Origin of the sequence: Neorhizobium tunisiense (genome assembly GCF_039631515.1) — a bacterium.
Lineage (GTDB): Bacteria > Pseudomonadota > Alphaproteobacteria > Rhizobiales > Rhizobiaceae > Neorhizobium.
This window is the reverse complement of record NZ_JBDIUU010000009.1, coordinates 272,037-297,831: the sequence shown is the minus strand read 5'-3', so window position 1 is coordinate 297,831 and position 25,795 is coordinate 272,037. Positions and strand designations below refer to the sequence as shown.

The 25,795-nt window shown below is 61.9% G+C and carries 27 protein-coding genes; 16 read left to right on the top strand and 11 right to left on the bottom strand.

Annotated elements, in window-relative coordinates; genetic code table 11:
• The first annotated feature begins 54 nt into the window (after window positions 1-54).
• Together ABCW43_RS24560 and ABCW43_RS24555 are read left to right on the top strand one after the other, a co-directional pair.
• Window positions 55-948 (top strand): LysR substrate-binding domain-containing protein, encoded by an 894-nt coding sequence (locus ABCW43_RS24560; RefSeq protein ID WP_345929315.1) that lies wholly within the window; start codon window positions 55-57, stop codon window positions 946-948.
• A 62-nt stretch (window positions 949-1,010) separates the two neighbouring features.
• A complete protein-coding gene (locus ABCW43_RS24555; RefSeq protein ID WP_345929313.1) occupies window positions 1,011-1,955 on the top strand; it encodes a threonine/serine dehydratase in 945 nt (314 codons plus the stop codon).
• Window positions 1,956-1,970: 15 nt separating this feature from the next.
• Here the strand turns inward: ABCW43_RS24555 and ABCW43_RS24550 are convergent, their stop codons facing one another.
• Window positions 1,971-3,554: a peptide chain release factor 3 gene (locus ABCW43_RS24550; protein WP_345929311.1), complete on the bottom strand. Its 1,584-nt coding sequence runs from the start codon at window positions 3,552-3,554 to the stop codon at window positions 1,971-1,973.
• Window positions 3,555-3,652: 98 nt separating this feature from the next.
• On the opposite strand from ABCW43_RS24550, the gene dut reads away from it, so the two are divergent.
• Complete coding sequence (gene dut, locus ABCW43_RS24545) at window positions 3,653-4,123, top strand: dUTP diphosphatase (RefSeq protein WP_345929422.1); 471 nt, start codon at window positions 3,653-3,655, stop codon at window positions 4,121-4,123.
• Between the two features lie 129 nt (window positions 4,124-4,252).
• Window positions 4,253-5,221: a cysteine synthase A gene (gene cysK / locus ABCW43_RS24540; protein WP_345929309.1), complete on the top strand. Its 969-nt coding sequence runs from the start codon at window positions 4,253-4,255 to the stop codon at window positions 5,219-5,221.
• Window positions 5,222-5,409: 188 nt separating this feature from the next.
• Here cysK and ABCW43_RS24535 read toward each other — a convergent pair whose 3' ends face one another.
• The 9 genes from ABCW43_RS24535 to rsmI form a co-directional block, all read right to left on the bottom strand.
• Entirely contained in the window at window positions 5,410-6,945 is a 1,536-nt protein-coding gene (locus ABCW43_RS24535; RefSeq protein ID WP_345929307.1) for a YifB family Mg chelatase-like AAA ATPase, read from the bottom strand.
• A 195-nt stretch (window positions 6,946-7,140) separates the two neighbouring features.
• Window positions 7,141-8,091, bottom strand: coding sequence for a glutathione synthase (gene gshB, locus ABCW43_RS24530; RefSeq protein ID WP_345929305.1), 951 nt, complete (start codon window positions 8,089-8,091; stop codon window positions 7,141-7,143).
• Between the two features lie 75 nt (window positions 8,092-8,166).
• On the bottom strand, window positions 8,167-8,670 hold the full coding sequence (locus ABCW43_RS24525) for a cupin domain-containing protein (protein WP_345929303.1): 504 nt from the start codon (window positions 8,668-8,670) through the stop codon (window positions 8,167-8,169).
• A 110-nt stretch (window positions 8,671-8,780) separates the two neighbouring features.
• Window positions 8,781-9,881 (bottom strand): sn-glycerol-3-phosphate ABC transporter ATP-binding protein UgpC, encoded by a 1,101-nt coding sequence (ugpC, locus tag ABCW43_RS24520; RefSeq protein ID WP_345929301.1) that lies wholly within the window; start codon window positions 9,879-9,881, stop codon window positions 8,781-8,783.
• Between the two features lies 1 nt (window position 9,882).
• Window positions 9,883-10,731, bottom strand: a complete 849-nt coding sequence (gene ugpE, locus ABCW43_RS24515) for a sn-glycerol-3-phosphate ABC transporter permease UgpE (RefSeq protein WP_345929299.1) — start codon at window positions 10,729-10,731, stop codon at window positions 9,883-9,885.
• A gap of 9 nt (window positions 10,732-10,740) precedes the next feature.
• On the bottom strand, window positions 10,741-11,625 hold the full coding sequence (ugpA, locus tag ABCW43_RS24510) for a sn-glycerol-3-phosphate ABC transporter permease UgpA (protein WP_345929297.1): 885 nt from the start codon (window positions 11,623-11,625) through the stop codon (window positions 10,741-10,743).
• Between the two features lie 77 nt (window positions 11,626-11,702).
• The gene (gene ugpB, locus ABCW43_RS24505; RefSeq protein WP_046627868.1) at window positions 11,703-13,025 is read right to left on the bottom strand and encodes a sn-glycerol-3-phosphate ABC transporter substrate-binding protein UgpB; all 1,323 of its coding nucleotides are present in this window, start codon (window positions 13,023-13,025) and stop codon (window positions 11,703-11,705) included.
• 124 nt (window positions 13,026-13,149) lie between these two features.
• The gene (locus ABCW43_RS24500; protein ID WP_345929295.1) at window positions 13,150-13,533 is read right to left on the bottom strand and encodes a YraN family protein; all 384 of its coding nucleotides are present in this window, start codon (window positions 13,531-13,533) and stop codon (window positions 13,150-13,152) included.
• Window positions 13,520-14,437 carry a 16S rRNA (cytidine(1402)-2'-O)-methyltransferase gene (rsmI, locus tag ABCW43_RS24495; protein ID WP_345929293.1) on the bottom strand — a complete coding sequence of 306 codons (918 nt, stop codon included), beginning with the start codon at window positions 14,435-14,437 and terminating at the stop codon, window positions 13,520-13,522. Before rsmI ends, ABCW43_RS24500 begins: the two co-directional genes overlap by 14 nt.
• Before the next feature lie 270 nt (window positions 14,438-14,707).
• Here rsmI and dnaN point away from each other — a divergent pair, with 270 nt between their 5' ends.
• From dnaN to ABCW43_RS24460, 7 genes are all read left to right on the top strand, one after another.
• On the top strand, window positions 14,708-15,826 hold the full coding sequence (gene dnaN, locus ABCW43_RS24490) for a DNA polymerase III subunit beta (protein ID WP_345929291.1): 1,119 nt from the start codon (window positions 14,708-14,710) through the stop codon (window positions 15,824-15,826).
• A 120-nt stretch (window positions 15,827-15,946) separates the two neighbouring features.
• The gene (pmtA, locus tag ABCW43_RS24485) at window positions 15,947-16,540 is read left to right on the top strand and encodes a phospholipid N-methyltransferase PmtA (RefSeq protein ID WP_345929289.1); all 594 of its coding nucleotides are present in this window, start codon (window positions 15,947-15,949) and stop codon (window positions 16,538-16,540) included.
• 2 nt (window positions 16,541-16,542) lie between these two features.
• Window positions 16,543-17,136 carry a histidine phosphatase family protein gene (locus ABCW43_RS24480; RefSeq protein WP_345929287.1) on the top strand — a complete coding sequence of 198 codons (594 nt, stop codon included), beginning with the start codon at window positions 16,543-16,545 and terminating at the stop codon, window positions 17,134-17,136.
• Entirely contained in the window at window positions 17,133-17,825 is a 693-nt protein-coding gene (pyrF, locus tag ABCW43_RS24475) for an orotidine-5'-phosphate decarboxylase (RefSeq protein ID WP_345929285.1), read from the top strand. The genes ABCW43_RS24480 and pyrF overlap by 4 nt, the downstream gene beginning before the upstream one ends.
• A 152-nt stretch (window positions 17,826-17,977) precedes the next feature.
• Entirely contained in the window at window positions 17,978-18,265 is a 288-nt protein-coding gene (locus ABCW43_RS24470; protein WP_345929283.1) for a DUF1330 domain-containing protein, read from the top strand.
• A gap of 103 nt (window positions 18,266-18,368) precedes the next feature.
• Window positions 18,369-19,349 carry a complex I NDUFA9 subunit family protein gene (locus ABCW43_RS24465; protein WP_345929281.1) on the top strand — a complete coding sequence of 327 codons (981 nt, stop codon included), beginning with the start codon at window positions 18,369-18,371 and terminating at the stop codon, window positions 19,347-19,349.
• Between the two features lie 260 nt (window positions 19,350-19,609).
• Window positions 19,610-19,762, top strand: coding sequence for a hypothetical protein (locus ABCW43_RS24460; RefSeq protein ID WP_007763306.1), 153 nt, complete (start codon window positions 19,610-19,612; stop codon window positions 19,760-19,762).
• A 40-nt stretch (window positions 19,763-19,802) separates the two neighbouring features.
• Here the strand turns inward: ABCW43_RS24460 and ABCW43_RS24455 are convergent, their stop codons facing one another.
• Complete coding sequence (locus ABCW43_RS24455; RefSeq protein WP_345929277.1) at window positions 19,803-20,609, bottom strand: undecaprenyl-diphosphate phosphatase; 807 nt, start codon at window positions 20,607-20,609, stop codon at window positions 19,803-19,805.
• Between the two features lie 156 nt (window positions 20,610-20,765).
• On the opposite strand from ABCW43_RS24455, the gene ABCW43_RS24450 reads away from it, so the two are divergent.
• The 5 genes from ABCW43_RS24450 to ABCW43_RS24430 all read left to right on the top strand — a co-directional run bounded on the left by ABCW43_RS24450 (window position 20,766) and on the right by ABCW43_RS24430 (window position 25,666).
• On the top strand, window positions 20,766-21,458 hold the full coding sequence (locus ABCW43_RS24450; RefSeq protein ID WP_113125496.1) for a glutathione S-transferase family protein: 693 nt from the start codon (window positions 20,766-20,768) through the stop codon (window positions 21,456-21,458).
• Window positions 21,439-22,614 (top strand): tRNA epoxyqueuosine(34) reductase QueG, encoded by a 1,176-nt coding sequence (gene queG, locus ABCW43_RS24445; RefSeq protein WP_345929274.1) that lies wholly within the window; start codon window positions 21,439-21,441, stop codon window positions 22,612-22,614. The genes ABCW43_RS24450 and queG overlap by 20 nt, the downstream gene beginning before the upstream one ends.
• Window positions 22,614-23,486, top strand: coding sequence for an SDR family oxidoreductase (locus tag ABCW43_RS24440; protein ID WP_345929272.1), 873 nt, complete (start codon window positions 22,614-22,616; stop codon window positions 23,484-23,486). Before queG ends, ABCW43_RS24440 begins: the two co-directional genes overlap by 1 nt.
• A 382-nt stretch (window positions 23,487-23,868) precedes the next feature.
• Window positions 23,869-24,279: a septal ring lytic transglycosylase RlpA family protein gene (locus ABCW43_RS24435; RefSeq protein WP_345929270.1), complete on the top strand. Its 411-nt coding sequence runs from the start codon at window positions 23,869-23,871 to the stop codon at window positions 24,277-24,279.
• A gap of 97 nt (window positions 24,280-24,376) precedes the next feature.
• Window positions 24,377-25,666, top strand: a complete 1,290-nt coding sequence (locus ABCW43_RS24430; protein ID WP_345929268.1) for an RsmB/NOP family class I SAM-dependent RNA methyltransferase — start codon at window positions 24,377-24,379, stop codon at window positions 25,664-25,666.
• Window positions 25,667-25,795: the final 129 nt, after the last annotated feature.

The window sequence follows — 25,795 nt, the reverse complement described above, 5'->3', positions numbered from 1 at the left end:
GGTGCGATAGACATCAATTTTCCGCCTTTAAGTCCATGGGTATGGAAGCTGAGAATGACTTTACCCAACCTCAACGATCTCTATTTCTTCGTGCAGGCGGTGGAGCACGGCGGCTTTTCCGCGGCAGGCCGCCGGCTCGGCGTACCGAAATCCACCGTCAGCAAACGCGTGGCGGAGCTCGAGGACCGGCTTGGCGTGCGGCTGATCCAACGGACATCCCGCAGCTTCTCGCTGACCGATCTCGGCCGGGATTTCTTCCGGCACGCGCAGGCGTCTGTGATCGAGGCGGAAATGGCGGAAACCGTCGTGCGTACCCATCTCGGCGAGCCGAGCGGCATCGTGCGGATGACGGCTGCGGTGCCGACCGCGCAATTCACGCTCGCCGATCATCTCGCCGAGCTTTCGGCACGATATCCGAAACTGCATCTTTCGCTGCATGTCAGCGACCGGTTTGTCGATATCGTTCAGGAAGGTTTCGACATTGCAGTACGCAGCCACCAGGCGCCGCTGCCGGATTCGACGCTGCTGCAGAAGAAGCTTGCCACCCACTCCTTTTTCGTCGTCGCCTCACCGGATTATGTTCGCATCCATGGCGAACCCTTTCGGCCGGAGGATCTCGCCGGGCACAGGGCGGTCACCGCCGGCCCGACGGACATGGTCTGGAAGTTGTCCTGCGAGGATGGCGAAGCAGTCGCCGTGACACCCAGATCCGTGCTTTCCGCCGACGAGCCGATGGTGATCATGAAGGCAACGATGGCAGGCCTTGGCCTGACCTGCCTGCCGACTTCCGTCTGCCGCGGCGCGCTTGCCGAGGGCAGGCTGATCCGCCTGTTGCCCGATTGGACGGCCGGCAGTATCACCACGACGATCCTGATGCCGCACCGGCGCGGGCAGCTTCCCGCGGTGCGCGCCGTCGTCGATTTTCTCAGCGAACGGATCGGCGCCTGAAGGGACTTTCATTTCGGTGATTTGGCGGATACCCATGGCCGCTCCAATCCCACGAGGCCATCATGTCGATCGAACACACAGTCACGCCAGAACGTATCGCGGAAACCGAGAAGCTCATCCGCCCGCATATCCGCCACACGCCGGTCATGCGCGTCGATATGCGGGATTTCGGGGGGACACCGCTGCCGGTCGACCTGAAACTCGAACTGCTGCAGCATTCCGGCTCATTCAAGGCCCGTGGCGCCTTTACCAACCTTTTGACGCGCAATGTCCCGGCTGCCGGCGTCGTTGCCGCGTCCGGCGGCAACCATGGGGCGGCCGTCGCCTATGCGGCGATGCGGCTCGGCGTTCCGGCGCATATTTTCGTGCCGAGCGTGGCCTCGCAGGCAAAGATCGATCTCATTCGCTCCTATGGCGCGGAACTGGTGGTCGGCGGCGACCGCTATAACGATGCACTGGCGGCAAGCCAGGCCTATGTGGCGACGAGCGGCGCAATCGCCGCCCATGCCTATGACCAGGTGGAAACCCTGCTCGGCCAGGGCACGCTCGGCAAGGAGATCGAGGACGACCTGCCGGAGATGACGACGCTGCTCGTGGCCGTCGGCGGCGGCGGGTTGATCGGCGGCATCGCCTCCTGGTTCCGCGGCCGTGTGAAGATCGTCGCGGTGGAATCGGACGGCGCGCCGACGCTTTACGAAGCCTTCAAGGCCGGTCACCCGGTCGATGCGCCGGCCGGCGGCATCGCGGCGGATTCGCTGGCGCCGAAGCAGGTCGGCGAATTGATGTTTCCTGTCGCGCAGAAATATGTCCAGCCGCCGGTCCTGGTGACCGACGACGAAATCCTCGCGGCTCAGAAGGCACTCTGGGCCGGCGCCCGCATCGTTGCCGAACCCGGCGGTGCCGCCGCCTTCGCCGCGCTGCTGTCCGGCAAATATGTTCCCGACCCCGATGAGCGCGTCTGCGTGCTGGTCTGCGGGTCCAATACGACAGCGGTCAAGTTCGGCTAAAACACAGGGATGGTATCAGGCCGCCTTGGCGACCTGATATTCCTTGATCGCGACCATCTTGATCGCCGGATAACGCTCCGACTCGTAGCGCAGCGAAAAGCTGTCCTGCGCCAGGAAAACCGGATCGCCATCGAGATCGCGGGCGATATCGCCGCGCTTCACCGTCAGGAACTTGTCGAGATCGGCCTGATGATCGGCCGAGATCCAGCGGCAGATCGAGAAGCGCGACATCTCGAAAGAAACCGGCAGGCCGTATTCGCCCTGCAGCCGTTCCTTCAGGACGTCGAGCTGCAGCGCGCCGACGACCCCGACGATGGCCGGCGAGCCGTCTTCCGGGGAGAAGAGCTGAACGACACCCTCTTCCGCCATCTGCTGCAGGGCTTCCTTCAGCTTTTTCGCCTTCATGGCATCCTCCAGCCGCACGCGGCGAAGGATTTCCGGCGAGAAGTTCGGCACGCCCTGGAAGACGAGCTGCTCGCCTTCGGTCAGCGTATCGCCGATGCGCAGTGTGCCGTGGTTCGGGATGCCGACCACATCACCCGCATAGGCGGTGTCGGCAAGCTGGCGCTGCGAAGCGAAGAAGAATTGCGGCGCCGTGAGCCCCAATTGCTTGCCGGTACGCGCCAGCCGCGCCTTCATGCCGCGCTCCAGCTTGCCGGAGCAGATGCGCGCAAACGCGATACGGTCGCGATGGTTGGGATCCATGTTCGCCTGGATCTTGAAAACGAAGGCGGTCATCTTCTCGTCGGTGGCATGCACTGTGCGGACATCCGCTACCTGATCGCGCGGAGGCGGTGCGAAATCGCCAAGCGCGTCAATCAGATCGCGCACGCCGTAATTGCGTAATGCGGAGCCGAAGAAGACCGGCGTCATGTGGCCCTCCAGGAAGGCCTGACGGTCGAACGGCCGGCAAGCCTCGATCGCGAGTTCGGTCTCCTCGACGAAGGCCGCCCGTTCGTTTTCCGGCAGGCGGTCGGCAACGCTCTGAGGTCCGTTGACCGGGGTCGCTTTGATATCGGTATCCGAACCGCGAACCGTATTGTCTGCGAGATGGTAGGATCCGCAGAAGGTCTTGGACCGGCCGATCGGCCAAGTGACCGGAGCGGTATCGAGCGCCAGCTTCTCCTCGACCTCATCCAGGATCTCGAAGGGATCGCGGCTTTCGCGGTCCATCTTGTTGATGAAGGTGATGATCGGGATATCGCGCATGCGGCACACTTCGAACAGCTTCAGCGTCCGCGGCTCAATGCCTTTTGCCGCGTCGATGACCATGACCGCGGCATCCACCGCCGTCAGCGTGCGATAGGTATCGTCGGCGAAGTCTTCGTGGCCGGGCGTATCGAGAATGTTGAAGACGTTGCCGTCATATTCGAAGGTCATCACCGAGGTGACGACCGAGATGCCGCGTTCGCGCTCGATCTTCATCCAGTCGGACCGCGTCTGGATACGGTCCTTCTTCGCCTTGACTTCGCCGGCGAGCTGGATAGCGCCGCCAAACAGCAGCAGTTTTTCGGTCAACGTCGTCTTGCCCGCGTCCGGATGGGCAATAATTGCGAATGTGCGGCGGCGGGAAACCGCCTCGGCAATCGTTTCGGGCATTTTTTCTAGATCCTTTACGTTGCCGCGTATCTAACGACTCCGTGGATAACTTTCAATTCGTGTTTGACCGGAGCGACACCGGGTCGCCAAATGACATGATGAACATTCACGCCCCCTCCTCGCCGAAGCTGAACCTGATCCGTCTCGCCCATGGCGCCGGCCTCGACTTGCCGGCCTATGAAACCGCTGGCGCCGCCGGCATGGACCTGCGTGCCGCCGTCGAGGACGGCATGCCGCTGACGATCGCGCCCGGCAAACGGGTGCTGGTGCCGACCGGCTTCATCTTCGAAATCCCGGAAGGGTTCGAGGCGCAGATCCGGCCGCGCTCCGGCCTTGCCTTCAAGAACGGCATCACCTGCCTCAACACGCCCGGCACGATCGACAGCGACTATCGCGGCGAAGTGAAGGTGCTGCTCATCAACCTCGGTGACGAGGATTTCGTCATCACCCGCGGCATGCGGATCGCGCAGATGGTGATCGCGCCTGTCACCCGGGTCCGGGTAACCGAGATTGCGGAAACCTCTGCAACTGTCCGCGGCGCCGGTGGCTTCGGCTCGACTGGCCTCTGAACGCAAAGGCGTTTTCGTTCCCCACCCCTTCCGGGAACAAAATTTCCATTTCTCTTTCCGTCCGGTTCTGCCTTGCTGGTATTCCTCGGGAACACGCCCTAACTTCTCTCCAAACTCAGGGAGAGCACCATGCCAGAGACCAGAAAGCCGGGCCGCGGCCGAATCTATTCGTCGATCACCGAAACCATCGGCGACACGCCGATCGTGCGCCTCGACAAGCTGGCCAAGGAAAAGGGCGTGAAGGCCAATCTTTTGGCCAAGCTTGAGTTCTTCAACCCGATCGCTTCCGTCAAGGACCGTATCGGCGTGGCTATGATCGAAAGCCTGGAGGCCGAGGGCAAGATCGCCCCTGGTAGGACGACGCTGGTCGAGCCGACGTCCGGCAATACCGGGATTGCGCTCGCCTTCGCCGCCGCCGCCAAGGGCTACAAGCTGATCCTCACCATGCCGGAAACGATGTCGATCGAGCGGCGCAAGATGCTGGCCCTGCTCGGGGCCGAACTGGTGCTGACCGAAGGGCCGAAAGGCATGAAGGGTGCGATCGCCAAGGCGGAAGAACTCGCCGCGACGCTTCCGGACGCCATCATCCCGCAACAGTTCGAAAACCCGGCCAATCCGGAAATCCATCGCAAGACGACAGCCGAGGAAATCTGGAACGATACCGAGGGCAAGATCGACATCTTCGTCTCCGGCATCGGCACCGGCGGCACGATCACCGGCGCCGGCCAGGTGCTGAAGGAGCGCAACCCGGCGCTCAAGGTCATTGCCGTCGAGCCGGAGGAATCGCCCGTACTCTCCGGCGGCCAGCCAGGCCCGCACAAGATCCAGGGCATCGGCGCAGGTTTTGCGCCAAAGATCCTCGACACCCACATCTATGACGAGATCATCACCGTCAACAGCGGTGAGGCGATGGAGATGGCCCGACTGGTGGCCAGGCTCGAAGGCGTTCCGGTCGGCATCTCCTCCGGTGCGGCGCTTCAGGCAGCTATCGAAGTCGGCAGCCGCGAGGAAAATGCCGGCAAGACCATCGTCGTCATCATCCCGTCCTTCGCCGAACGTTATCTCTCGACCGCGCTGTTTGAGGGGTTGGGTGGTTAGCTGCACTTCTTCAGGTCGTCGTCCTCGGGCTTGACCTGAGGATAACGACGGAAGCGTATGCTATCCGCGTCTGCCTAAGCGGCGGTCCGCCCAAGTGGAGCTTGGTCATCGGTGACCGCCTGCCCTGGCCGCAGAGCTAATTCATCGCCACCTCCCGGCCTTCGCAACCCCATCCCTAACCTTCTGCTTCATGCCGCCGCGGTCGCCAGCCGTTCGCCGGCCATGCGATAGGAAATCGCCTCGGCGAGATGAATGCGGCCGACCGTGTCCTTGCCGTCGAGATCGGCGAGCGTGCGGGCGACTTTCAATATGCGGTGGTATCCGCGGGCCGAGAATTTGAGCTTTTCCGCCGCATCCCTGAGCAGTTGGAGACCACCGGGATCGGGTTCGGCGATCTTCTCGATCAGCGCCGTCGAGCAGCGGGCATTGGTGAGCACGCGCGGATAACCGGCCTGCTCGAACCGCTCGCGCTGCCTGTCACGCGCAGCCGCCACGCGCCTGGCGACATCCGCGCTGCTTTCCGCCGGCATCGGGCGAATGAGATCGGCGGCCGAGACCGCCGGCACGTCGATGCGGATATCGATCCGGTCCATCAGCGGCCCCGAAATGCGTCCCTGGTAGTCCGACATGCATTTTGGCCCACGTGCGCAGGAATGGCCGGGTTCGCCTGCCATGCCGCAGCGGCATGGGTTCATGGCGGCAACGAGCTGGATACTGGCGGGATAGGAAACCCGATGGTTGGCGCGGGCGATAATACATTCGCCGGTCTCCAGCGGCTGGCGGAGCGCGTCCAGAGCCTGCGGCGAGAATTCCGGGAATTCATCGAGGAACAGCACGCCGTGATGGGCAAGCGATGCCTCCCCGGGCCTGGCGCGCAGGCCACCGCCCACCAGTGCTGCCATGGTGGCCGAATGGTGCGGCGTGCGGTAAGGCCGGCGATCGGAAAGCTTGCCGCCGGAAAGCTGGCCTGCGATCGAGTGGATCATCGACACTTCCAGCAGTTCGGCAGCCGAAAGCGGCGGCAGGATGGACGGCAGCCGGGCGGCGAGCATCGATTTTCCGGAGCCGGGAGGACCGACCATCAGAAGGTTGTGCCCACCGGCGGCGGCGACTTCCAGCGCCCGCTTGGCGCTTTCCTGGCCCTTGATGTCGATGAGATCCGGCAAATTGGCAGGCAAGGCGCGGATTGCCGGCTGCGGACGCGAGATGACCTGGGTGCCGCGGAAATGGTTTGCGAGCGCGATCAGGCTACGCGGTGCGACGATATCGATATCGGCCCCTGCCCAGGCGGCTTCCGCGCCGCTGTCGGCCGGGCAGATCAGGCCCTTTCCCAGCGCGTTGGCGGCGATCGCCGCCGGAAGTGCGCCGGCCACAGGCGCAAGCGTGCCGTCGAGGTTCAGTTCCCCAAGCACCACATAACCGGTAAGCGCATCTCCGGGAACGGCGCCCAGCGCCGCCATCAGCGCCAGCGCGATCGGCAGGTCGAAATGAGATCCTTCCTTCGGCAGGTCGGCCGGCGCCAGATTGACGGTGATCTTCTTCGGCGGCATGGCAAGGCCCGAGGCGTGCAATGCCGCCTGCACCCGCTCGCGGCTCTCGGCCACCGCCTTATCCGGCAGGCCGACGATATGCATGTTTATTTTTCCAGGCCCGACCATGACCTGCACGTCGACCGGAACGCCTTCTATGCCCTGGAATGCGACTGTACTGACGCGCGAAACCATATCCACCCCGCCCCTAACTTCATGTCCGGGACGCCAGCGATACACGCTTTCCGTGCCAGGAATTGCAATCTGGCATAGAAATAGGAATGAAACAAGAACATTGATCGAACAATTTCACGCATCCGCTGCATATGGGTTGCGTGCGGTTGTATCGTGAGAACAAAGGCGATCCGTATCCGAAACGCCTTGTCTTCGTCAGGCGCGTTTTGCCTCGATCGCATCCCAGAGGAGGCCTGCGACGTCGGCGCCGCCGAACTTCTTGACTTCGCGGATGCCCGTCGGAGATGTGACGTTGATCTCGGTCATGTAGTCGCCGATCACATCGATGCCGACGAAGATGAAGCCGCGCTCGCGCAGGGCGGGTCCGATACGGGCGCAGATTTCCTTCTCGCGCGGCGTGATCTCGGTCGCCTCGGCGCGGCCGCCGACATGCATGTTGGAACGGCTGTCGTGTTCGGCGGGAACCCGGTTGATCGCACCGACCGGCTCGCCGTCCACCAGAAGGATACGCTTGTCGCCCTTGCGCACGGCCGGCAGATAGGCCTGGGCGATATAGGGTTCGCCGCGATACATCTGGCCGAACATTTCGAGCAGCGACGTGAAATTGCGGTCATCGCGGGCGGAATGGAAAACACCCGCACCGCCATTGCCGTAAAGCGGCTTCAGGATGATATCGCCCATCTCTTCCCGGAAGCGGGCGATTTCGCCCGGATCTCGGCTGATCAGCGTTGCCGGCATCAGATCGGCGAATTCGGTGACGAAAATCTTCTCCGGAGAGTTGCGCACCCAGGCGGGGTCGTTGACGACAAGCGTCTTCGGGTGGATGCGCTCGAGCAGATGGGTCGAGGTGATATAGCCCATGTCAAAGGGCGGATCCTGGCGGAGATGGACGACGTCCATCGCCGACAGGTCGACGCGTTCCTTCTTTCCGAGCGTGAAATGCTCGCCCTTGACGTCGCGTACCTGCAACGGCTCGACGGCAGCGAAGATCTTTCCGTCACGCATGGTCAGGCGGTCGGGGGTGTAGTGAAACAGCTCGAAGCCACGCGCCTGCGCTTCGAGCGCCATGGCGAAAGTAGAATCGCCGGCAATGCTGATGCCGGAAATATGGTCCATCTGGAACGCGACCTTGCGGATTTTCGCCATGACTTCAGCCCCCTAGGATTGGCCCGCCTGATGTAGGATGGCGAGCCTCCAAAGGCAACTGCAATCGGGCCGATATCACGCGGAGATGCCGACCTGCGTCTTTGCCCGCAACATGTTGCGCAGGCGGAAAAGCATGGCGATCGGCTTCGGGAAAGGCCGGCGGATGAAGGCGACCTTCTTCAGATATGTGTCGATCCGCCAGGTGGCCCAGGTCCGGCCCTTGAAATAGGCGACATCGCCTGCCTGCAGAACGCGCTCAGTGCCGTCCTCGGCAGTCACATGCACTTCGCCTTCCAGGATCACCACTGTTTCGTCCCAATGGAAGTACCAGCGGAACTCGCCCGCCGTACATTCCCACACCCCGGTCGTCGCGCAATCGTCCTCGGCGGTGGAATGGGAACCGGCGCGCGCCTGGGGATCGCCGGCGAGCACCCATGTGGGCTCGATCGGCATCGGCTTCATTTCAAGAGAATGGGGGCAGGCGCCGATGAACGGCTTCACCTTCGGCTTCTCGGGCGTGTAGGACTTGTACCGAAATGCAATTGCCGCTGCGGTCGCGGCGAGGACGTGCCAACTCATCTTTCCCCCGGAAGCTGTCAATTCCGGGAGATGCTAGTGGCAAAGAGTAAGCCCACTCTTCAGGCCGATGCTAGAATTTTAACGATCGGCCTCAATTTCGGATTGGGCCCTCAGATAACCGGCTCGACCGGCGCAAGCTTGGCCTCCGCCGGAACGTTGCCCGGCAGGCGCTTACCCGTATCGATCGAGAAGAAGTGCAGGCGCTTGGCATCGACGGCAACGCGCATGTCCGGCGACAGCGCGATCTCCGGCGAAACGGCAGCGGTGATCTGCTGGTCGCCAACCAGACCGTGAATCAGGCGCTGGGCACCCAGTTCCTCTGTATATTCGAGACGGAACGGCAGAGCCTCTTCGTCGTCGCGCGCAATGCGCAGATCCTCGGCGCGGACGCCGACGGTAACGGCGCCCGAAGTTGGTGCGAAACCGTTGAGGCCGATCATCGCCGGGCCGATCGCCAGCTTGTCGCCGTGCAGCTCGCCCTTGACGAGGTTCATGGCCGGCGAGCCGATGAAGCTTGCGACGAAGGTGGAGGCCGGCGCGTGGTAGACTTCCAGCGGCGCACCGATCTGCTCGATCTGGCCGCCGTTCAGAACGACGAGGCGATCGGCCAGCGTCATGGCTTCGAGCTGGTCGTGGGTCACATAGATCGACGTGGTGCCGAGGCGGCGCTGCAGGCGCTTGATCTCGCCGCGCATGGAAACACGCAGCTTGGCGTCGAGGTTGGAGAGCGGCTCGTCGAACAGGAAGGCGGCCGGCTTGCGGACGATGGCGCGGCCCATGGCAACACGCTGACGCTGACCGCCGGAAAGGGCGCGCGGCTTGCGTTCCAGATATTGGGTGATCTCCAGCATGCGGGCAGCTTCGGCGACACGGGCGTCGATCTCGGCCTTCGGCGTGCCCCGGTTTTTGAGGCCGTAGGCGAGGTTGTTGTAGACCGTCATGTGCGGATAGAGCGCATAGTTCTGGAAAACCATGGCGATGTCGCGCTCGGCCGGCTCGATCTGGTTGACGACCCGTCCGGCGATCTTCACCTCGCCCGCGGAAATGGCTTCCAGCCCTGCAACCATGCGCAAGAGCGTGGACTTGCCGCAGCCCGAAGGACCGACGAGGACGATGAACTCACCGTCGACGATGTCGATGGAGACGGAGCTTACCGCCTTTACGCCGCCATTATAAATCTTCGAGACTTCCGAAATGTGGATTCCAGCCATGTTATTTCTCCGTTTCAGTAAGCCCGCGGATGAACAACCGCTGCATGAAAACCACGACGAGGATGGGGGGAAGCATGGCAAGCACGGAGCCTGCCATGACGAGCTGCCACTCGATGACACCATCCTGCACGGTGACCATGCGCTTCATCCCCATCATCAGCGTGTAGTAGCCGGGGTCGGTGGTCACCAGGAGCGGCCAGAGGTATTGAACCCAGCCATAGATGAAGAGGATGACGCATAGCGCGCCGATATTGGTGCGCGAGAGCGGCAGCAGGATGTCCCGGAAGAACTTCATGGGGCCTGCTCCGTCCACCCGGGCCGCTTCCAGAAGCTCGTCCGGGACCGTCATGAAGAACTGGCGGAACAGGAAGGTCGCCGTGGCCGATGCGATCAGGGGGACGGTCAGGCCGGCCCACGAATTCAGCATGCCAAGGTCGGCGACGATCTTGTACGTCGGCATGATGCGCACCTCGACCGGCAGCATCAGCGTCACGAAGATGATCCAGAACGCCAGCAGCCGGAAAGGAAACCGGAAATAGACGATCGCAAAGGCTGACAGGATCGAGATCGCGATTTTCCCGACCGTGATCGCCAACGCCATGATCAGGGAGTTCAGCGCCATGTGCGAATAGTTGGGCAGGCCGTGAGCGGCAGAGGCGCTCGTCAGAATGGTCGAATAGTTCTCGATGAGATGCGAGCCCGGCAGAAGCGGAACAGGCCCGCTCATCAGCGTCGAGATGTCATGGGTCGATGCCACGATCGCGACATAGACCGGTAGCGCGACCACCAGAAATCCCAGAATCAGGAAAGCGTGGGTGACGAAGGTGAGGAAGGGGCGATTTTCAACCATGATCGTTCCTCAATACTGGACGCGGCGTTCGACGAAGCGGAACTGAACGAAGGTCAGCAGCATCACGATCAACATCAGCAATACCGACTGCGCCGAGGACGACCCGATGTTCAGACCAACGTAACCGTCCTGATAGACCTTGTAGACGAGCGTGGTCGTCGTCTGGGCAGGCCCGCCGCCCGTCGTGGCATCGACGATCGGGAAGGTGTCGAACATCGTGTAGTTCACGTTGATGATGAACAGGAAAAACGTCGTCGGCGACAGAAGCGGCAGAGAGATGGTGAAGAAGCGCCTCACCGGCCCCGAACCGTCAATGGCGGCAGCCTCGATCAGCGACTGGGGCACTGATTGCAGCCCGGCCAGGAAGAAAAGGAAGTTGTAGGAGATCTGCTTCCAGGCTGCCGCGATGATGATCAGGATCATGGCATGCGTGCCGTTGAGATCATGGTCCCAGCGAATTCCTATGCGCTCCAGGAAGAAGGGCAGCAGGCCGGTGGATGTATTGAAGAGAAACCACCACAGGACGCCCGCCACGACAGGTGCGACGGCATAGGGCCAGACAAGCAGGGTGGTATAGATTTTCGCGGACCGTGCCAGGCGGTCGACCGCCGCCGCGAATGCCAGGCCGAGCACCATCGAAAGGGCGGTTACGGACACCGCGAATACGGCGGTGCGCCAGAGCGCATCCAGATAGTTCGGGTCCGCAAACAACTGCCGATAGTGGGTCAGCCCTACGAAAACGGTCGAGAAGCCAAACGGATCTTCCCGCTCGAAGGAGGATTTCACTGCCTGCGCGGCAGGCCAGATGAAGAAAACGAGCGTGATAGCGAGCTGGGGCGCGAGCAGCAGATAGGGCAGCAGGCGGTTGTTGAAGGTTGTTCTTTTGGTATCCACCGGTCCCTCACCACAACGTAACAAGCAAGCAAGGGAGGGCCGGCGACAGCCGGTCCTCCCCTGAGCGATCGAAGCAATCAGTTCGAGTTGGCAGCCTCGAATTCACGCAGAAGCGCGTTGCCGCGCTGCACCGCGCTGTCGAGCGCCTGCTTGGCGTCCTTCTTGTTGGCGAGGAGTGCCTGGAACTCTTCGTCGACAATGGTACGGACCTGGGTGAAGTTGCCGAACCGCACGCCCTTCGAATTTTCCGAGGGAGTACCGCGGGTGATCTGCTTGATGGCGATGTCGGAACCCGGGTTCTTTGCGTAATAACCCTGCTTCTGGCCGAGATCGTACGCGGCATTGGTGATCGGCAGGTAACCGGTGAACTGGTGCCAATCGGCCTGGACTTCCGGCTTGGAGAGATAGCTGAAGAACTTGGCTACACCCTTGTAGGTCGCCTTTTCCTTGCCGTTCAGCACCCAGAGGGTGGCGCCGCCGATGATGGAGTTCTTCGGCTCCTTGATCTCGTCGTCATAATAAGGCAGCGGAGCGAAGCCCGGCGTGAAGGTCTTGGCGTTGTTGATGACGCCTGCGCGGCCTGCGGAGGAGTTCATCGTGATAGCGCATTCCTGGGAATAGAACATGGTCGCCGCCTGGTCGCCGCCGACCGGACCGCCATACTTGAACAGGCCTTCGTCCTGCCACTTCTTCAGGTTTGCCCAGTGCTTGGCCTGCAGAGGACCGTTGAAGGTGAACTCAGACTTCACACCGCCGAAACCGTTCTGCAGGGTGCCGAAAGGCTTGTCGTGCAGCGCCGAAAGGTTTTCGGTCTGGACCCAGGTAATCCAGGCCGAGGTGAGGCCGCACTTGGCAGCGCCGGAGGAAACGATCTTCCTCGAGAATTCCTCGACTTCCTTCCAGGTCTTCGGGGCAACCTCGGGATCAAGGCCGGCCTTTTTGAAGACGTCCTTGTTATAATACATGATCGGCGTGGAGGAATTGAAGGGCAGCGACAGGATGTTGCCCTTCGTATCGGAATAATAGCCGGTGACCGGAGACAGGAATGTCTTGGTGTCGAAGGGCTCGCCTTCATCGGCCATCAGCTTGTAGACCGGATAGACGGCGCCCTTGGCGGCCATCATCGTGCCGGTGCCAACTTCGAAGACCTGGACGATGGCCGGCTGCTGGCCGGCACGGAACGCGGCGATCGCGGCGGTCAACGTTTCCGGATAACTTCCCTTGTAGACTGGGACGACCTTGTAGTCGCTCTGGCTCTCGTTGAACTTCTGAGCGATCTCTTCGAGCTTCTTGCCGAGCTCGCCGCCCATGGCATGCCACCAGGTGACCTCGGTCGCGGCAAGCGACGAAGTCGCGGACAGTGCGACCGCGAGCGCGGCCATCGAAAGCTTTTTGAACATTTTTAAGGTCCTCTCCACCTTTGTTGGGGTGAGGATCGCAATAGGGCTACGCTGTGACAGGCCCTTAACAGTTTCATGTCAGAAATATTACATTGCACACCTATGCAATAATTTCACATCATCGTCAGAAAGCGTTCGCAAAATGCCGCGGCAGGCGGCCAGGAAGCACCGCGATCACGTCGTAACGCTGGGACAATCTTGCAGCATCCTTCCGCTTTGAAAGCCAGATATCGCTTGCGGCTCGAATCCGGTTCTGGGTGGTGTAACCGACGGCATCGATCGCCTCCCGTTCGCCGATCCGCGCCTTCACCTCGACAAAGGCCACGACATCACCCTTGCGGACGATGAGATCGATCTCGCCGAGCCTGGTGCGGTAGCGGATCGCCAAAATCCTGTAGCCTTTGGCCAATAGATAAAGTGCGGCGAGATATTCCGAGACATGGCCCCATCGCTGAGCCTTCTGCCGCTCCGCTTTGCGGCGCTTCAGGCTTGGGTCACTCTCCGCCACCTGCGTCGCCTTTCAGGTCCAGAAGCCGCTGATAGAGATCCTTGCGCGGAAGTCCCGTCACGCGGGCAGCTTCGGCGGCGGCCTTGGCGGCCGGCATGACAGACGCCAACTGGCGCAACAGCGCGTCCACCTCGATCTCGCCGGGAGGCTCCTCGGCCTCCGGCGGCGCCAGAAGCAGCACGATCTCGCCCTTCACGACGCGGTCGTCATTATAATAGGCGGCGAGTTCTTCCAGCGTGCCACGGCGGAACTCTTCGAAAGTCTTGGTCAGTTCGCGGCAGACCGTCGCACGCCGGTTCGCCCCCAGCACTTCGGCGGCGGCGCCAAGCGTTGCGCCGATGCGATGCGGCGATTCAAAGAAGATCAACGTCGCCGGCACCTTTGAAAGCTCGGCCAGCCGGTCGCGCCGGCCCTTGTCCCTGACCGGCAGGAAACCGGCGAACAGGAACGCATCGGACGGCATGCCGGAACCGACAAGGGCTGCGAGCGGCGCCGAGGCGCCGGGGATCGGCACGACCTTGTAGCCGGCTTCGATTGCCATCTGGCCAAGCCGGTAGCCGGGATCGGAAACGAGAGGCGTGCCGGCATCGGAGACCAGCGCCACCGATTTCCCCTCCTGCAGCGCGGCGATCAGCTTCGGCCCGACTTCATCCGAATTGTGCTCGTGATAGGCGTAGGGCCGGTTGACGATACCGTAGCGGTCCAGCAGCACGCGGGTGACGCGGGTATCCTCGCAGGCCAGCACATCGGCGCCGGAGAGCGTTTCGAGCGCCCGCAGCGTGATGTCGCCGAGATTGCCGATCGGGGTTGCGACCAGATAAAGCGCCGGCTCCAGCGGCCGCGCGGGCACGAAAGTATTGGCGACGCGATAGCCGCGCTGGCTGCTCTTCAGGTCATCGGTCAAGGGGTGTCACGCGCAAAAGGATGGTCATGAGCCTTTATGGGCAAGCCGGCAGGCTTCGGCAAGTAAAGCGCAAGCTGTTGAGAACGCATATTTTCTGTGTGCAGTGCGTGAGACAGATGTGAAATGACTTGCTAACGCCTTGTTCACCTCTTGCTTTTGGAACGCGTTGTCTGCCATTTTGCCGGTCCACATCATCCGGCTCGCCCAAAGCCGGCAGAATATCAGGGGTCCGGCCCTGCCGGATCGCCACGGTCGAAAGCGATTGCGTCCATGCGTATTACTCTTGAGCGGTCCAACCTTCTGAAGTCGCTGAACCACGTACATCGCGTGGTGGAGCGTCGGAACACGATCCCGATCCTTTCCAACGTGCTGATGCGCGCGTCCGGGGCCAGCCTCGACCTGAAGGCGACCGACCTCGATCTCGAAATCACCGAGGTCCTGCCGGCCATGGTCGAAACAGCCGGAGCCACGACGGTTCCGGCGCACCTGCTTTATGAAATTGTCCGCAAGCTGCCGGACGGTTCCGAGGTGCTGCTCGCCACCAACCCGGACGGCGGCTCGATGACGGTGCAATCCGGCCGTTCCAAGTTCTCGCTGCAGTGCCTGCCGGAATCGGACTTCCCGGATCTCACCGCCGGCAGCTTCACACATACGTTCAAGCTGAAGGCGACCGATCTGAAAATGCTGATCGACCGCACCCAGTTCGCGATCTCCACCGAGGAGACGCGCTATTACCTGAATGGCATCTTCTTCCACACGATCGAAGCCGACGGGGACCTCAAGCTTCGCGCGGTCGCGACCGACGGTCATCGCCTGGCGCGCGCCGATGTGCAGGCGCCGTCGGGCTCGGAAGGAATGCCGGGCATCATCATTCCCCGCAAGACGGTCGGCGAGCTGCAGAAACTGGTCGATGATCCGGAAGCGGTCGTCACGATCGAGGTTTCAGATGCCAAGATCCGCATCACGCTCGGCTCGGTAGTGATGACCTCCAAGCTGATCGACGGCACTTTCCCGGATTATCAGCGCGTCATCCCGACGGGCAACGACAAGGAAATGCGCGTCGATTGCCAGAGCTTTACCAGGGCGGTCGACCGCGTCTCGACCATTTCCTCCGAGCGCGGCCGCGCCGTAAAGCTGTCGCTGACCGATGGCCAGCTGATGCTGACTGTCAATAATCCGGACTCGGGCAGCGCCACGGAAGAAGTTGCGGTCGGTTACGACAATGATCCGATGGAAATTGGCTTCAACGCCAAGTACCTGCTCGACATCACCGCCCAGCTTTCCGGCGAGGATGCGATCTTCATGCTGGCCGATGCCGGTTCTCCGACATTGGTGCGCGACACGGCGGGTGACGACGCGCTCTATGTCTTGATGCCGATGCGCGTCTAGGTCATCGAGGCGGCTGGGAAACTCCAGCCGCCTTTTTCACGCAGTTTTCCCGGTGCGACATTTCTTCTTGCTTTTGCGGCATAGAGGTTCACATAGGGCAAAAAAGGGAGAGGATAAAAAATGGAATTGCGCCTGAAGGAGCGGCTCGGCCGCAAGTTCGATGATGAAATCCGGTTCTTCAAGGGCTGGATCGACGGACCAAAGCGGGTCGGCGCGATCTGCCCCACCTCCTCGGTCACCGCCAAGCGCATGGCGAGCGTCATCGACACCCAATCGGGCCTGCCTGTCCTCGAACTCGGACCCGGCACCGGCATCATCACCAAGGCGATCCTGAAGCACGGCATCTCGCCGGAGAACCTGGTCTCGATCGAATACTCGACCGATTTCTTCCAGCATCTCGTCCGCACCTACCAGGGCGTGAACTTCATCAACGGCGACGCCTTCGATCTCAAGCGCACGCTTGGTGCCTGGAAGGACAAGACCTTCGACAGCATTATTTCGGCGATCCCGCTCCTGAGCTTTCCGATGGAGCGCCGTATTGCGCTGCTCGAAGACCTGCTCGACCGTATTCCGGCCGGCCGGCCCGTAATGCAGATCACCTACGGCCCCGTTTCGCCGATCATCGCCCAGCCCGACCGCTACCGGATCAAGCACTACGACTTCGTCGTCCGCAACATCCCGCCGGCGCAGCTCTGGACCTATACACGCGGCTGACGATGACATTCGGCCTCTACATTACCCATCCGCAGGTTCGTATCGACCCGAACATATCGGTGCCAAAATGGGGCCTTTCCGATATTGGCGCCGCCCGCGCCCGCGAAGCCGCACAATCCGACTGGGCCAGAAAGCTCGGCCGGATCGTCTCCAGTGACGAAGTGAAGGCGATCGAGACTGCGGAAATCCTTGGCCTCGCCTCGGGCATTTCGATCGAGATCGCCGAGGACACCCACGAGAACGACCGCTCGGCGACAGGCTTTCTGCCGCCGCCGCTGTTCGAGGACGCCGCGAACTGGTTCTTTGCCCATCCGGAGGAGAGCTTCAAAGGCTGGGAGCGCGCCGTGGACGCGCAGAGCCGCATCGTTTCGGCGGTCGCCAGAATTCTCGCCGATCACGATCCACACGTGCCGATCGCCTTCGTCGGCCATGGCGGCGTTGGTACGCTGTTGAAATGCCATCTCAGCGGCTCGCCGATCGCCCGCGACAGGGACCAGCCGGGTGGTGGGGGAAATCTCTTCTGCTTCACACTTGCGGATCGAACCGTCTCATGCGACTGGACGCCCATCGAAAAATGGGAAGGGTTCCAGGCATGAACGCTCGTGATCGCCTCATCGTAGGCCTCGATATTCCGACCATCGGCGAAGCCGAAAAGATGGTCTCCGCGCTCGGCGACACCGTTTCCTTCTACAAGATCGGCTACCAGCTCGTATTCGCCGGCGGTCTCGAACTTGCACGCGATCTCGCGAAGGATGGCAAAAAAGTCTTCCTCGACATGAAACTGCTCGACATCGACAACACGGTCGCGAAGGGCGTCGAGAACATCGTCAAGATGGGCATGACCATGCTCACCCTGCACGCCTATCCGAAGGCGATGCGCGCCGCGGTCGAGGCAGCAAAAGGTTCCGACCTCTGCCTGCTGGCGGTCACCGTCCTGACCTCGATGGACGAGACGGATCTCGTCGATGCCGGTTACGAATACGATCCTCATACGCTGGTTCTGCGACGCTCCGAACAGGCGCTGGCCGCCGGCATGGGCGGCATCGTCTGCTCGGCCGAGGAATCGGCTGCGGTGCGCAAGATCGTCGGCCCCGACATGGCGATCGTCACGCCCGGCATCCGCCCTGCGGGCTCGGAAGCGGGCGACCAGAAGCGGGTCATGACACCTTCGGACGCATTGCGTGCCGGATCGAGCCATCTCGTCGTCGGCCGCCCGATCGTCATGGCGCCGGATCCGAAGGCTGCAGCGCAAGCCATCCTCGCCGAGATGCAGGGCGTGCTCTGACAACGAGCCGTTGCAGGAGATGATTTCTCCCGATCGTGATCCGGGATGAGTCCCGGTGGGGGCGCAAGGATAACTGAGCAAAGCCGTCATCTTGACTCGCCCTGGAATTTGCCAGAAGTCACAGCAACCGAAAACACGTTGGAGGAAATGCCATGGCCAAGGGATATTGGGTCGCCCGCGTCGATGTCCGCGATCCGGAACGCTATAAGGACTATATCGCGGCGGCCACGCCGGCCTTCGAGAAATTTGGCGCCAACTTCCTCGCCCGTGGGGGCGCAATGGCGGCGATGGAGGGCAAGTCCCGGGCCCGCAACGTCATCATCGAATTCCCGTCGATGCAGGCCGCCATCGACTGCTACAATTCGCCCGAATATGCGATCGCCATCAAGATCCGCCAGGAAGTGGCGGATGGTGAAATCGTCGTTCTCGACGGCCTTTAAGAACCCGGTTGTCGCGGTCGGTGCGGCAGTGGAGACACTTCCACCCGTGCCGCGATTCGGTTAAACAGCACTCATCTCGTCCCACAGGCTCCCGGAGCACGCCATGACCATCAACAACCTTCCGCCGCTCGTCACCGTTTTCGGAGGATCGGGCTTCGTCGGCAGGCATGTGGTGCGAACGCTTGCCAAGCGCGGTTATCGCGTCCGGGTCGCCGTCCGCCGCCCGGATCTCGCAGGCTTCCTGCTGCCGGCCGGCTATGTCGGGCAAATTTCGCTGGTCCAGGCGAACCTTCGCTACCGCCAGTCGGTTCTGCGGGCCGTCGAAGGCGCTTCGCATGTCGTCAACTGTGTCGGCATCATGTTCGAGAGCGGCCGCAACACGTTCGACGCGGTCCAGGATTTTGGGGCTCGCGCGGTCGCCGATGCGGCACGTGCGGCCGGCGCCAGGCTCACCCATATTTCCGCGATCGGCGCCGATGCCAATTCGGAATCGTCCTATGCCCGCAGCAAGGGCCGCGCCGAGGCGACGATCCTTTCGACGCTGCCGGATGCCGTGATCCTGCGGCCGTCGATCATGTTCGGGCCGGAAGACAGCTTCTTCAACAAGTTCGCCTCCATGGCCCGCATTTTCCCCGCTCTGCCGCTGATCGGCGGCGGCAAGACGAAGTTTCAGCCGGTCTATGTGGAGGATGTCGCCGAAGCCGTCGCCCGCTCCGTCGATGGCACGATCGCGTCCGGCAAGATCTATGAGCTCGGCGGCGGCGAGGTGATGACCTTCCGCCAGTGTCTCGAGACCATGCTGCGCGTCACCAATCGCAGCAATGCGCTCGTCTCGCTGCCTTTCGGCATCGCGTCGCTGATCGGCAGCATCGCGTCTCTGATCCCCTTCGTCCAGCCGCCGATCACCAGTGACCAGGTGAAGCTGCTGAAGGTCGATAATGTGGTTTCCGATGCCGCCGCCACGGAAGGCCGCACGTTGCAGGGGATGGACATCCGCCCGACGCTCGTCTCTTCCATCCTGCCATCTTACCTTGTGCAGTACCGCCCGCAGGGCCAGTACACCGGCTCCGGCCGCGCGGCCTGACATTCGTTAACCATATCTCGCGATCGATTTCGCCCCGGCATGCCGGCGGTGCCCGCTGAAAATTCGGGCACCCCTTTGTTGTCGCTCATGTTTCGGGCAAGGATTGTGGCACAAAGGTCGCAGTGGCTGATGCAGTCGCGTTAACGGCCGGTTCAGCAAAATCCTTTATTGAATTCTTCTAATCCAACCCATAGATCCTCCCTCACCAAACAAGCGGCGCAACCGTGACGATAAAATCTTCCATCGAAAGGCATTCCTCCATGGGCAAGCCCATCGCACTCTTTTTTGCGTGCGCAGCGCTGATCATCCTCGCGGGCTCGTTCATGGCCCCGACGACGGGAGCCGCCGGCAAGAGCGAATGCACGCCTGCATACGGCGTCGATCCGTGCAGCACGGCATCTATCCATCACTGACATGATCGGGAAGTCGGCGGCCCTTTGAGCCGCCTTCTTTTTACGCTCCCAGCAGCAGGGCGATCAGGCCCGCGGCGCCGATGACGATTCGCCAGTAGGCGAACGGCGCGTACCCCCGGCTCGATACGAAATCGAGCAGCGATCGCACCACCACGATGGCGGTGACGAAGGCGGCGACGAAACCGACAGCGATCACCGCGCCGTCGTCGAAACTCAAGGCATTTCGGTTTTTGTAAAGGTCGAGCACGAAGGCGCCGAGCATGGTCGGCATGGCGAGGAAGAACGAAAATTCCGCCGCCGAGCGCTTGTCCGCGCCGAGCAGCAGAGCGCCGACGATAGTCGCGCCGGAACGCGAGGTCCCGGGGATCATCGCCACGCATTGGCAGAGGCCAATCTTGAAGGCGAGCGACAGCGGATAATCCATCACGTCGTGGTATTTCGGCTGGAACTTGATCCTGTCGACCACGAGCAGCACGAAGCCGCCGAGGATCAACATGATACAGATCAGCATCGGCGTTTCGAACAGCACGGCCTTGATGAAATCGTGGGCCAAAGCGCCGATCACCGCCGCAGGCAGGAACGCGATCAGCACCGTTGCCGCGAACCTGCGCGCCTTGGGACTGGTCGGCAGATCGGCCGCGATCTGCAGCAGCTTGCGGGCATAAACGAGCAGGATGGCGAGGATCGCACCGAGTTGGATCAGCACCGCGAAAGTGTTGCCGGGGGATTGGAAACCGAGGAAATGACCAGCCAAAAGAACGTGAGCGGTCGAGGAAACGGGAAGAAACTCAGTCAGCCCCTCGATCAAACCGAGGACGAGCGCACTGATGATGGACTGATCCGCCATTCTTAATCCTTTATTGAGCAGATAAGGGCAGTTTTAAGCAGTTTATGAGCCGTTGCTTGTCTTGGGACTACCAAATCCATATAGCTGCCATATGTCAGGCGGGCGCGCGAGGCGCCCCTGCCCCTCCTATACGAAGTTCGTGAAGTTCAAGTATCCATGCCCACGCTCTATCATCATTCCATGTCTTCGGCCTCGCGGTTCGTCCGGCTGATTCTCGCCGAATATGGCTTCCAGGCGGATCTGGTCGAGGAGCAGCCCTGGGAAAAGCGGCGGGAATTCCTGACGCTCAATCCTGCCGGCACGCTCCCGGTCTATGTCGACGACAGCATGAGAGTGCTTTGTGGCCCTTCCGTGCTCCTGGAATTTCTCGACGAAACCCATGGCGTGCTGAAGCGCGACCGGCGGCTGCTTGCCGAAGACCCGTGGCAGCGCGCCGAGATCCGGCGCCTGACGGAATGGTTCCTGCAGAAGATGGAGCAGGATGTCACCCGGCCGCTGACCCGCGAGCGGGTCTTCAAGCTGCAGATGACGACGGCCCAGGGCGGCGGCGCGCCGGACTCGAAGGTACTTCGTACATCCCGCGCCAATATCCGCCAGCATATGAAATATCTCTCCTGGCTTGCCGGTTCGCGGCCCTGGCTTGCGGGTGACCGGCTGAGCTATGCCGACCTTGCCGCCGCCGCCTCGATTTCGATCCTCGACTATCTTGGAGAAATCGACTGGTCGGAGACGCCAGTCGCCAAGGACTGGTACCAGCGGCTGAAATCGCGCCCCTCCTTCCGGCCGATGCTTGCCGAACGCATCCGCGGCCTTACCCCGGTATCCCATTATGCGGACCTCGATTTCTGACGCGACCTCGCGGGAGGAAGAAAAGACGCTTCGGCGGCGGGGGAAGCTGACCGCCTTCATTCGCGAGGAAGCGGCGGCCCGGGGCTTCGATCTTTGCCGGATCACAGGCCCTGACAGCATTCCGCAGGCGCCGGAGCGGCTGGAAATCTTTCTGGCCGACGGCCACCACGGCAGCATGGACTGGATGTCGGAGACGAGGCTGCGCCGCGCCGACCCGAAGGTGTTGTGGGATCAGGTGCGTTCGATCGTCATGTTCGGGCTGAACTACGGGCCGGACGAAGATCCGCGCGGCATTCTCGACAAGCCGGACAAGGCGGCGATCTCGGTCTATGCCCGCAACCGCGACTATCACGACGTCATCAAGGGCCGGCTGAAGGAGATCGCCACGCGCTTTGCGGCGCGCGCCGGCGAGGACGTGAAGGTCTTCGTCGATACCGCACCGGTGATGGAAAAGCCGCTGGCGGAGGCGGCAGGCCTCGGCTGGCAGGGCAAGCATACCAATCTCGTCAGCCGCACCCATGGTTCCTGGCTGTTCCTCGGCAGCCTGTTCACCACGGCGGACCTTATCATGGACGCGCCCGAGACCGACCATTGCGGCTCCTGCCGCGCCTGTCTCGACTCCTGTCCGACAGCTGCCTTTCCGGCGCCCTATCGGCTCGACGCCCGCCGGTGCATCTCCTACCTGACGATCGAGCACAAAGGGCCGATCGATCCGGAATTCCGGCCATTGATCGGCAACCGGATCTATGGCTGCGACGACTGTCTTGCCGCCTGTCCGTGGAACAAGTTTGCGGCAAGCGCCTCGGAGATGAAGCTGCAGGCGCGCGAGGACTTGAAGGAGCCGTCGATCGCGTTTCTGCTGACCTTGAACGACGCGACTTTTCGGACCTTCTTCAGCGGCTCGCCGGTCAAGCGCATCGGGCGGGACCGGTTTATCCGCAACGTGCTGATCGCCGCCGGCAATTCCGGCGATGCCAGGCTCATCGGGCAATGTCTCGAACTTGCCGGCGACCCCTCGCCCACGGTGCGCGGCATGGCTATATGGGCTCTGAAGCGGCTGATGACGGATATGGACTTCGCGCGGTTTGCCGCGGCACGCGGCGCCGAAGAGGATACGCAAGTGCTGGAAGAATGGCGATTGGCGGGAGCGGCCTGATGAATGTGATGATCTTCGGATGCGGCTATTCGGGCCAGGCGATCGCCGAGGCCTTCAAATCCGAAGGCCACCGGGTCTCCGGCACGGTCAGAACGGCCCACAAGGCATTGGAACTCGCGGCCCGTGACATCAAGGCCTTCGTATTCGACGGCAGCCCGTTCAGCGAGGAACTGCTGACAGAGCTTCGGGAAACGACGCATCTGGTTCAGTCGATCCCGCCCGGCGCCGAGGGCGATCCGCTGCTGAAGCTCGTCTCCGGACGGCTGCGCACGCTTTGCCCGAAGCTCGAATGGGTCGGCTATCTCTCGACCGTCGGCGTCTATGGCGACCACGGCGGTGGCTGGGTCACCGAGGAGACGCCGGGCAGCCCGATCCTGGGCCGGTCGATCGAACGGGTCGATACGGAAGATGCCTGGGCCGCCGAAGGACGGGCCGCCGGCCTGCCTGTGGCGAGCCTGCGCCTCTCCGGCATCTACGGGCCCGGCCGCAACGCCTTCGTCAATCTCGCACGCGGCACCGCGAGACGCATTATAAAGAGAGACCAGGTCTTCAACCGGATCCGCGTCGAAGACATCGGCGGGGCGGCGCTCTTCCTAGCGAAGGGCAATATGGGCGGCCTATATAATGTCACCGACGACGAGCCCGGTCCGCCGCAGGATGTCATCGTCGAAGCGGCGCGGCTGATGGGTGTCCAGCCGCCACCGGAACAGGATTTCGAGACTGCCGACATGACGCCGATGGCGCGCTCCTTCTATGGCGCCAACAAGCGCGTTTCGAACGCCAAGATCCGCGCGGTCGGGTTTGAATTCCGCTTCCCGAACTACCGGATGTCGCTCGCCGAAATGTGGACCTCGGGCCGCTGGCGAGGTTGAAATTCCCATTTTGAAACGGTTGGAATTTTCATCCTGATCGGTTGATCTAGTTATTATTTCTTAATCCTTACGGCTGAACGCCACAAAATTTGCCCAAATGAGGCAATAAGCCTCGTATCACGATAAATTTTTTTCTGCAGTTTTCGTGATCGCAAACTCCTTGCGAGTCTCGCTGAAACTACATTCCTCTTTCTGACTGTTTTTAAAGGTTTTCTTCCGAAGAAGCTTAGCTGGCTTCTTAAAAAGATCGACGGCAATCTAATCACAAATGTTACAGGCTGTAACGTTCCGTGATCGAAAGTCCCACTTTTTTGCCACTTTTCGCCCCGCTTAGCCATTTTGCACGCAACGTGCAGGGACAAAACGAACGGGGACGACCGACTTGACAACAATTCGACGCTCGACTTTCGCCGCGGCCTCCATTGCTGCTTTTGCAACACTCGGCGCCGCGCAGGCCAATGCTGCGCCTGGATGCGGTCACGCATCCTGGTATGCCCTCGGATCCAAGACCGCATCCGGGGAGCGAATGAACCCCTCTCTGATGACGGCGGCCCACCGGACGCTGCCTTTCGGCACCAAGGTTGTCGTGACCAACAAGCGCAACGGCAAAAGCGTCGTCGTTCGCATCAACGACCGCGGCCCATTCATCCGCGGCCGGGTGATCGACGTTTCCAAGGCCGCGGCCAAGAACATCGGCATGATCAGCTCCGGCACCGCCCAGGTCTGTTACCAGATCGTCGATGCCAGCGATCAGAAGGTCCCGGGCAAGGGACTGAAAGCAATCGACGGCTGAGGCTGTCCAGAGACGCTGTTTAGGCCGGCCTCTTGCCCTGTCGCACAATCGCGGTTACGACCCGTGCCATACGGGTGCAACCGACACGGAGAGCGATATGCGATTGGGCGGACGAATTGCCGGAGCCATTGAGGTGCTGGCCGATATCGAGACGCGCAGGCGCCCAGTCGCCGACGCCCTCAAGGACTGGGGGCTTGCCCATCGTTTCGCCGGTTCCGGCGATCGGGCCGCAATCGGCAACATCGTCTACGACGCATTGCGCATGCGACTGTCGCATGCCTGGCTGATGGATGACGAAAGCCCGGCCGCACTCGCCTACGCAGTCCTCATCCGGCAATGGGGCCTCACACCCGAGGCACTGCAGGCCGAGTTTACCGACGACCGTTTCGCCCCGCCGGCTTTGACCGAGGCGAACCTCTCGTCGCTCGCCTCCCGCAATCTCGATGATGCGCCCCTGCATGTGCAAGGGGACATACCCGACTGGATCCAGCCGTCGTTTGAGGCCAATTTCGGCGAGGACTGGCTGGTTGAGGCCAAGGCATTGGCCGACCGCCCGACCCTCGATCTGCGCGCCAACACGCTGAAGGCGTCCCGCGACAAGGTCGTCAAGGCGTTGGAACGCTCGAACGCAAAGGCGTCTCGTATCGCCCGCAACGGCATCCGGATTGCCGCCGGCGAAGGAGCGTCCCGCCTGCCCAACGTCACCGCCGAGCTTTCGTTCCAGAAAGGCTGGTTCGAAGTTCAGGACGAAGGCTCACAGATCGTCGCCGATCTCGTGCAGCCGGGCGAACACGACCAGGTTCTCGACTATTGTGCCGGCGGCGGAGGCAAGACGCTTGCCATGGCCGCCGCCATGCACAACAAGGGCCAGATCCATGCCTATGACGCCGACCGCAAGCGGCTGGCGCCGATCATCGAGCGGCTGCGGCGGGCGGGCACCCGCAATGTGCAGGTGCATGACGATGCGCGCCAGCTCAATGCCCTGAAGGGCAAGCTGGACGCGGTCCTGGTCGATGCGCCCTGCACCGGCACCGGCACCTGGCGCCGCCGTCCGGACACCAAATGGCGGCTCACGCCCAAAAACCTCGACGAGCGCATCGCCCAGCAGCAGGAGGCGCTTTCGGAAGCCGCCGTCTTCGTGAAGCCGGGCGGTGCGCTTCTTTATGTCACCTGCTCCATCCTGCCGGAGGAGAACGATGCCCAGGTTTCTCGTTTCTGCGCCGAGAACCCGGAATTTTCGATCGCGCCGGCTGCAGCGCGCTGGGATGAGATTTTCGGGAAGGATGCACCGCGGCCACGCTCGAAAGATGCACTGACGGTGACGTTGACGCCGGCAAGTACCGATACGGACGGATTCTTTTTCTGCCGCATGCAACGCAGAGCATGAATGCGGCTGGAACGAGGTTAAAGTCGAGTTCCACTTTCAAATTATTCTAAACTAGATAGTTTGACACCAGTTTCCAATTGCGCGATGAACCCTTGGACGGCCGGGGAGAGATCCGGGCCGTGAAGGAGA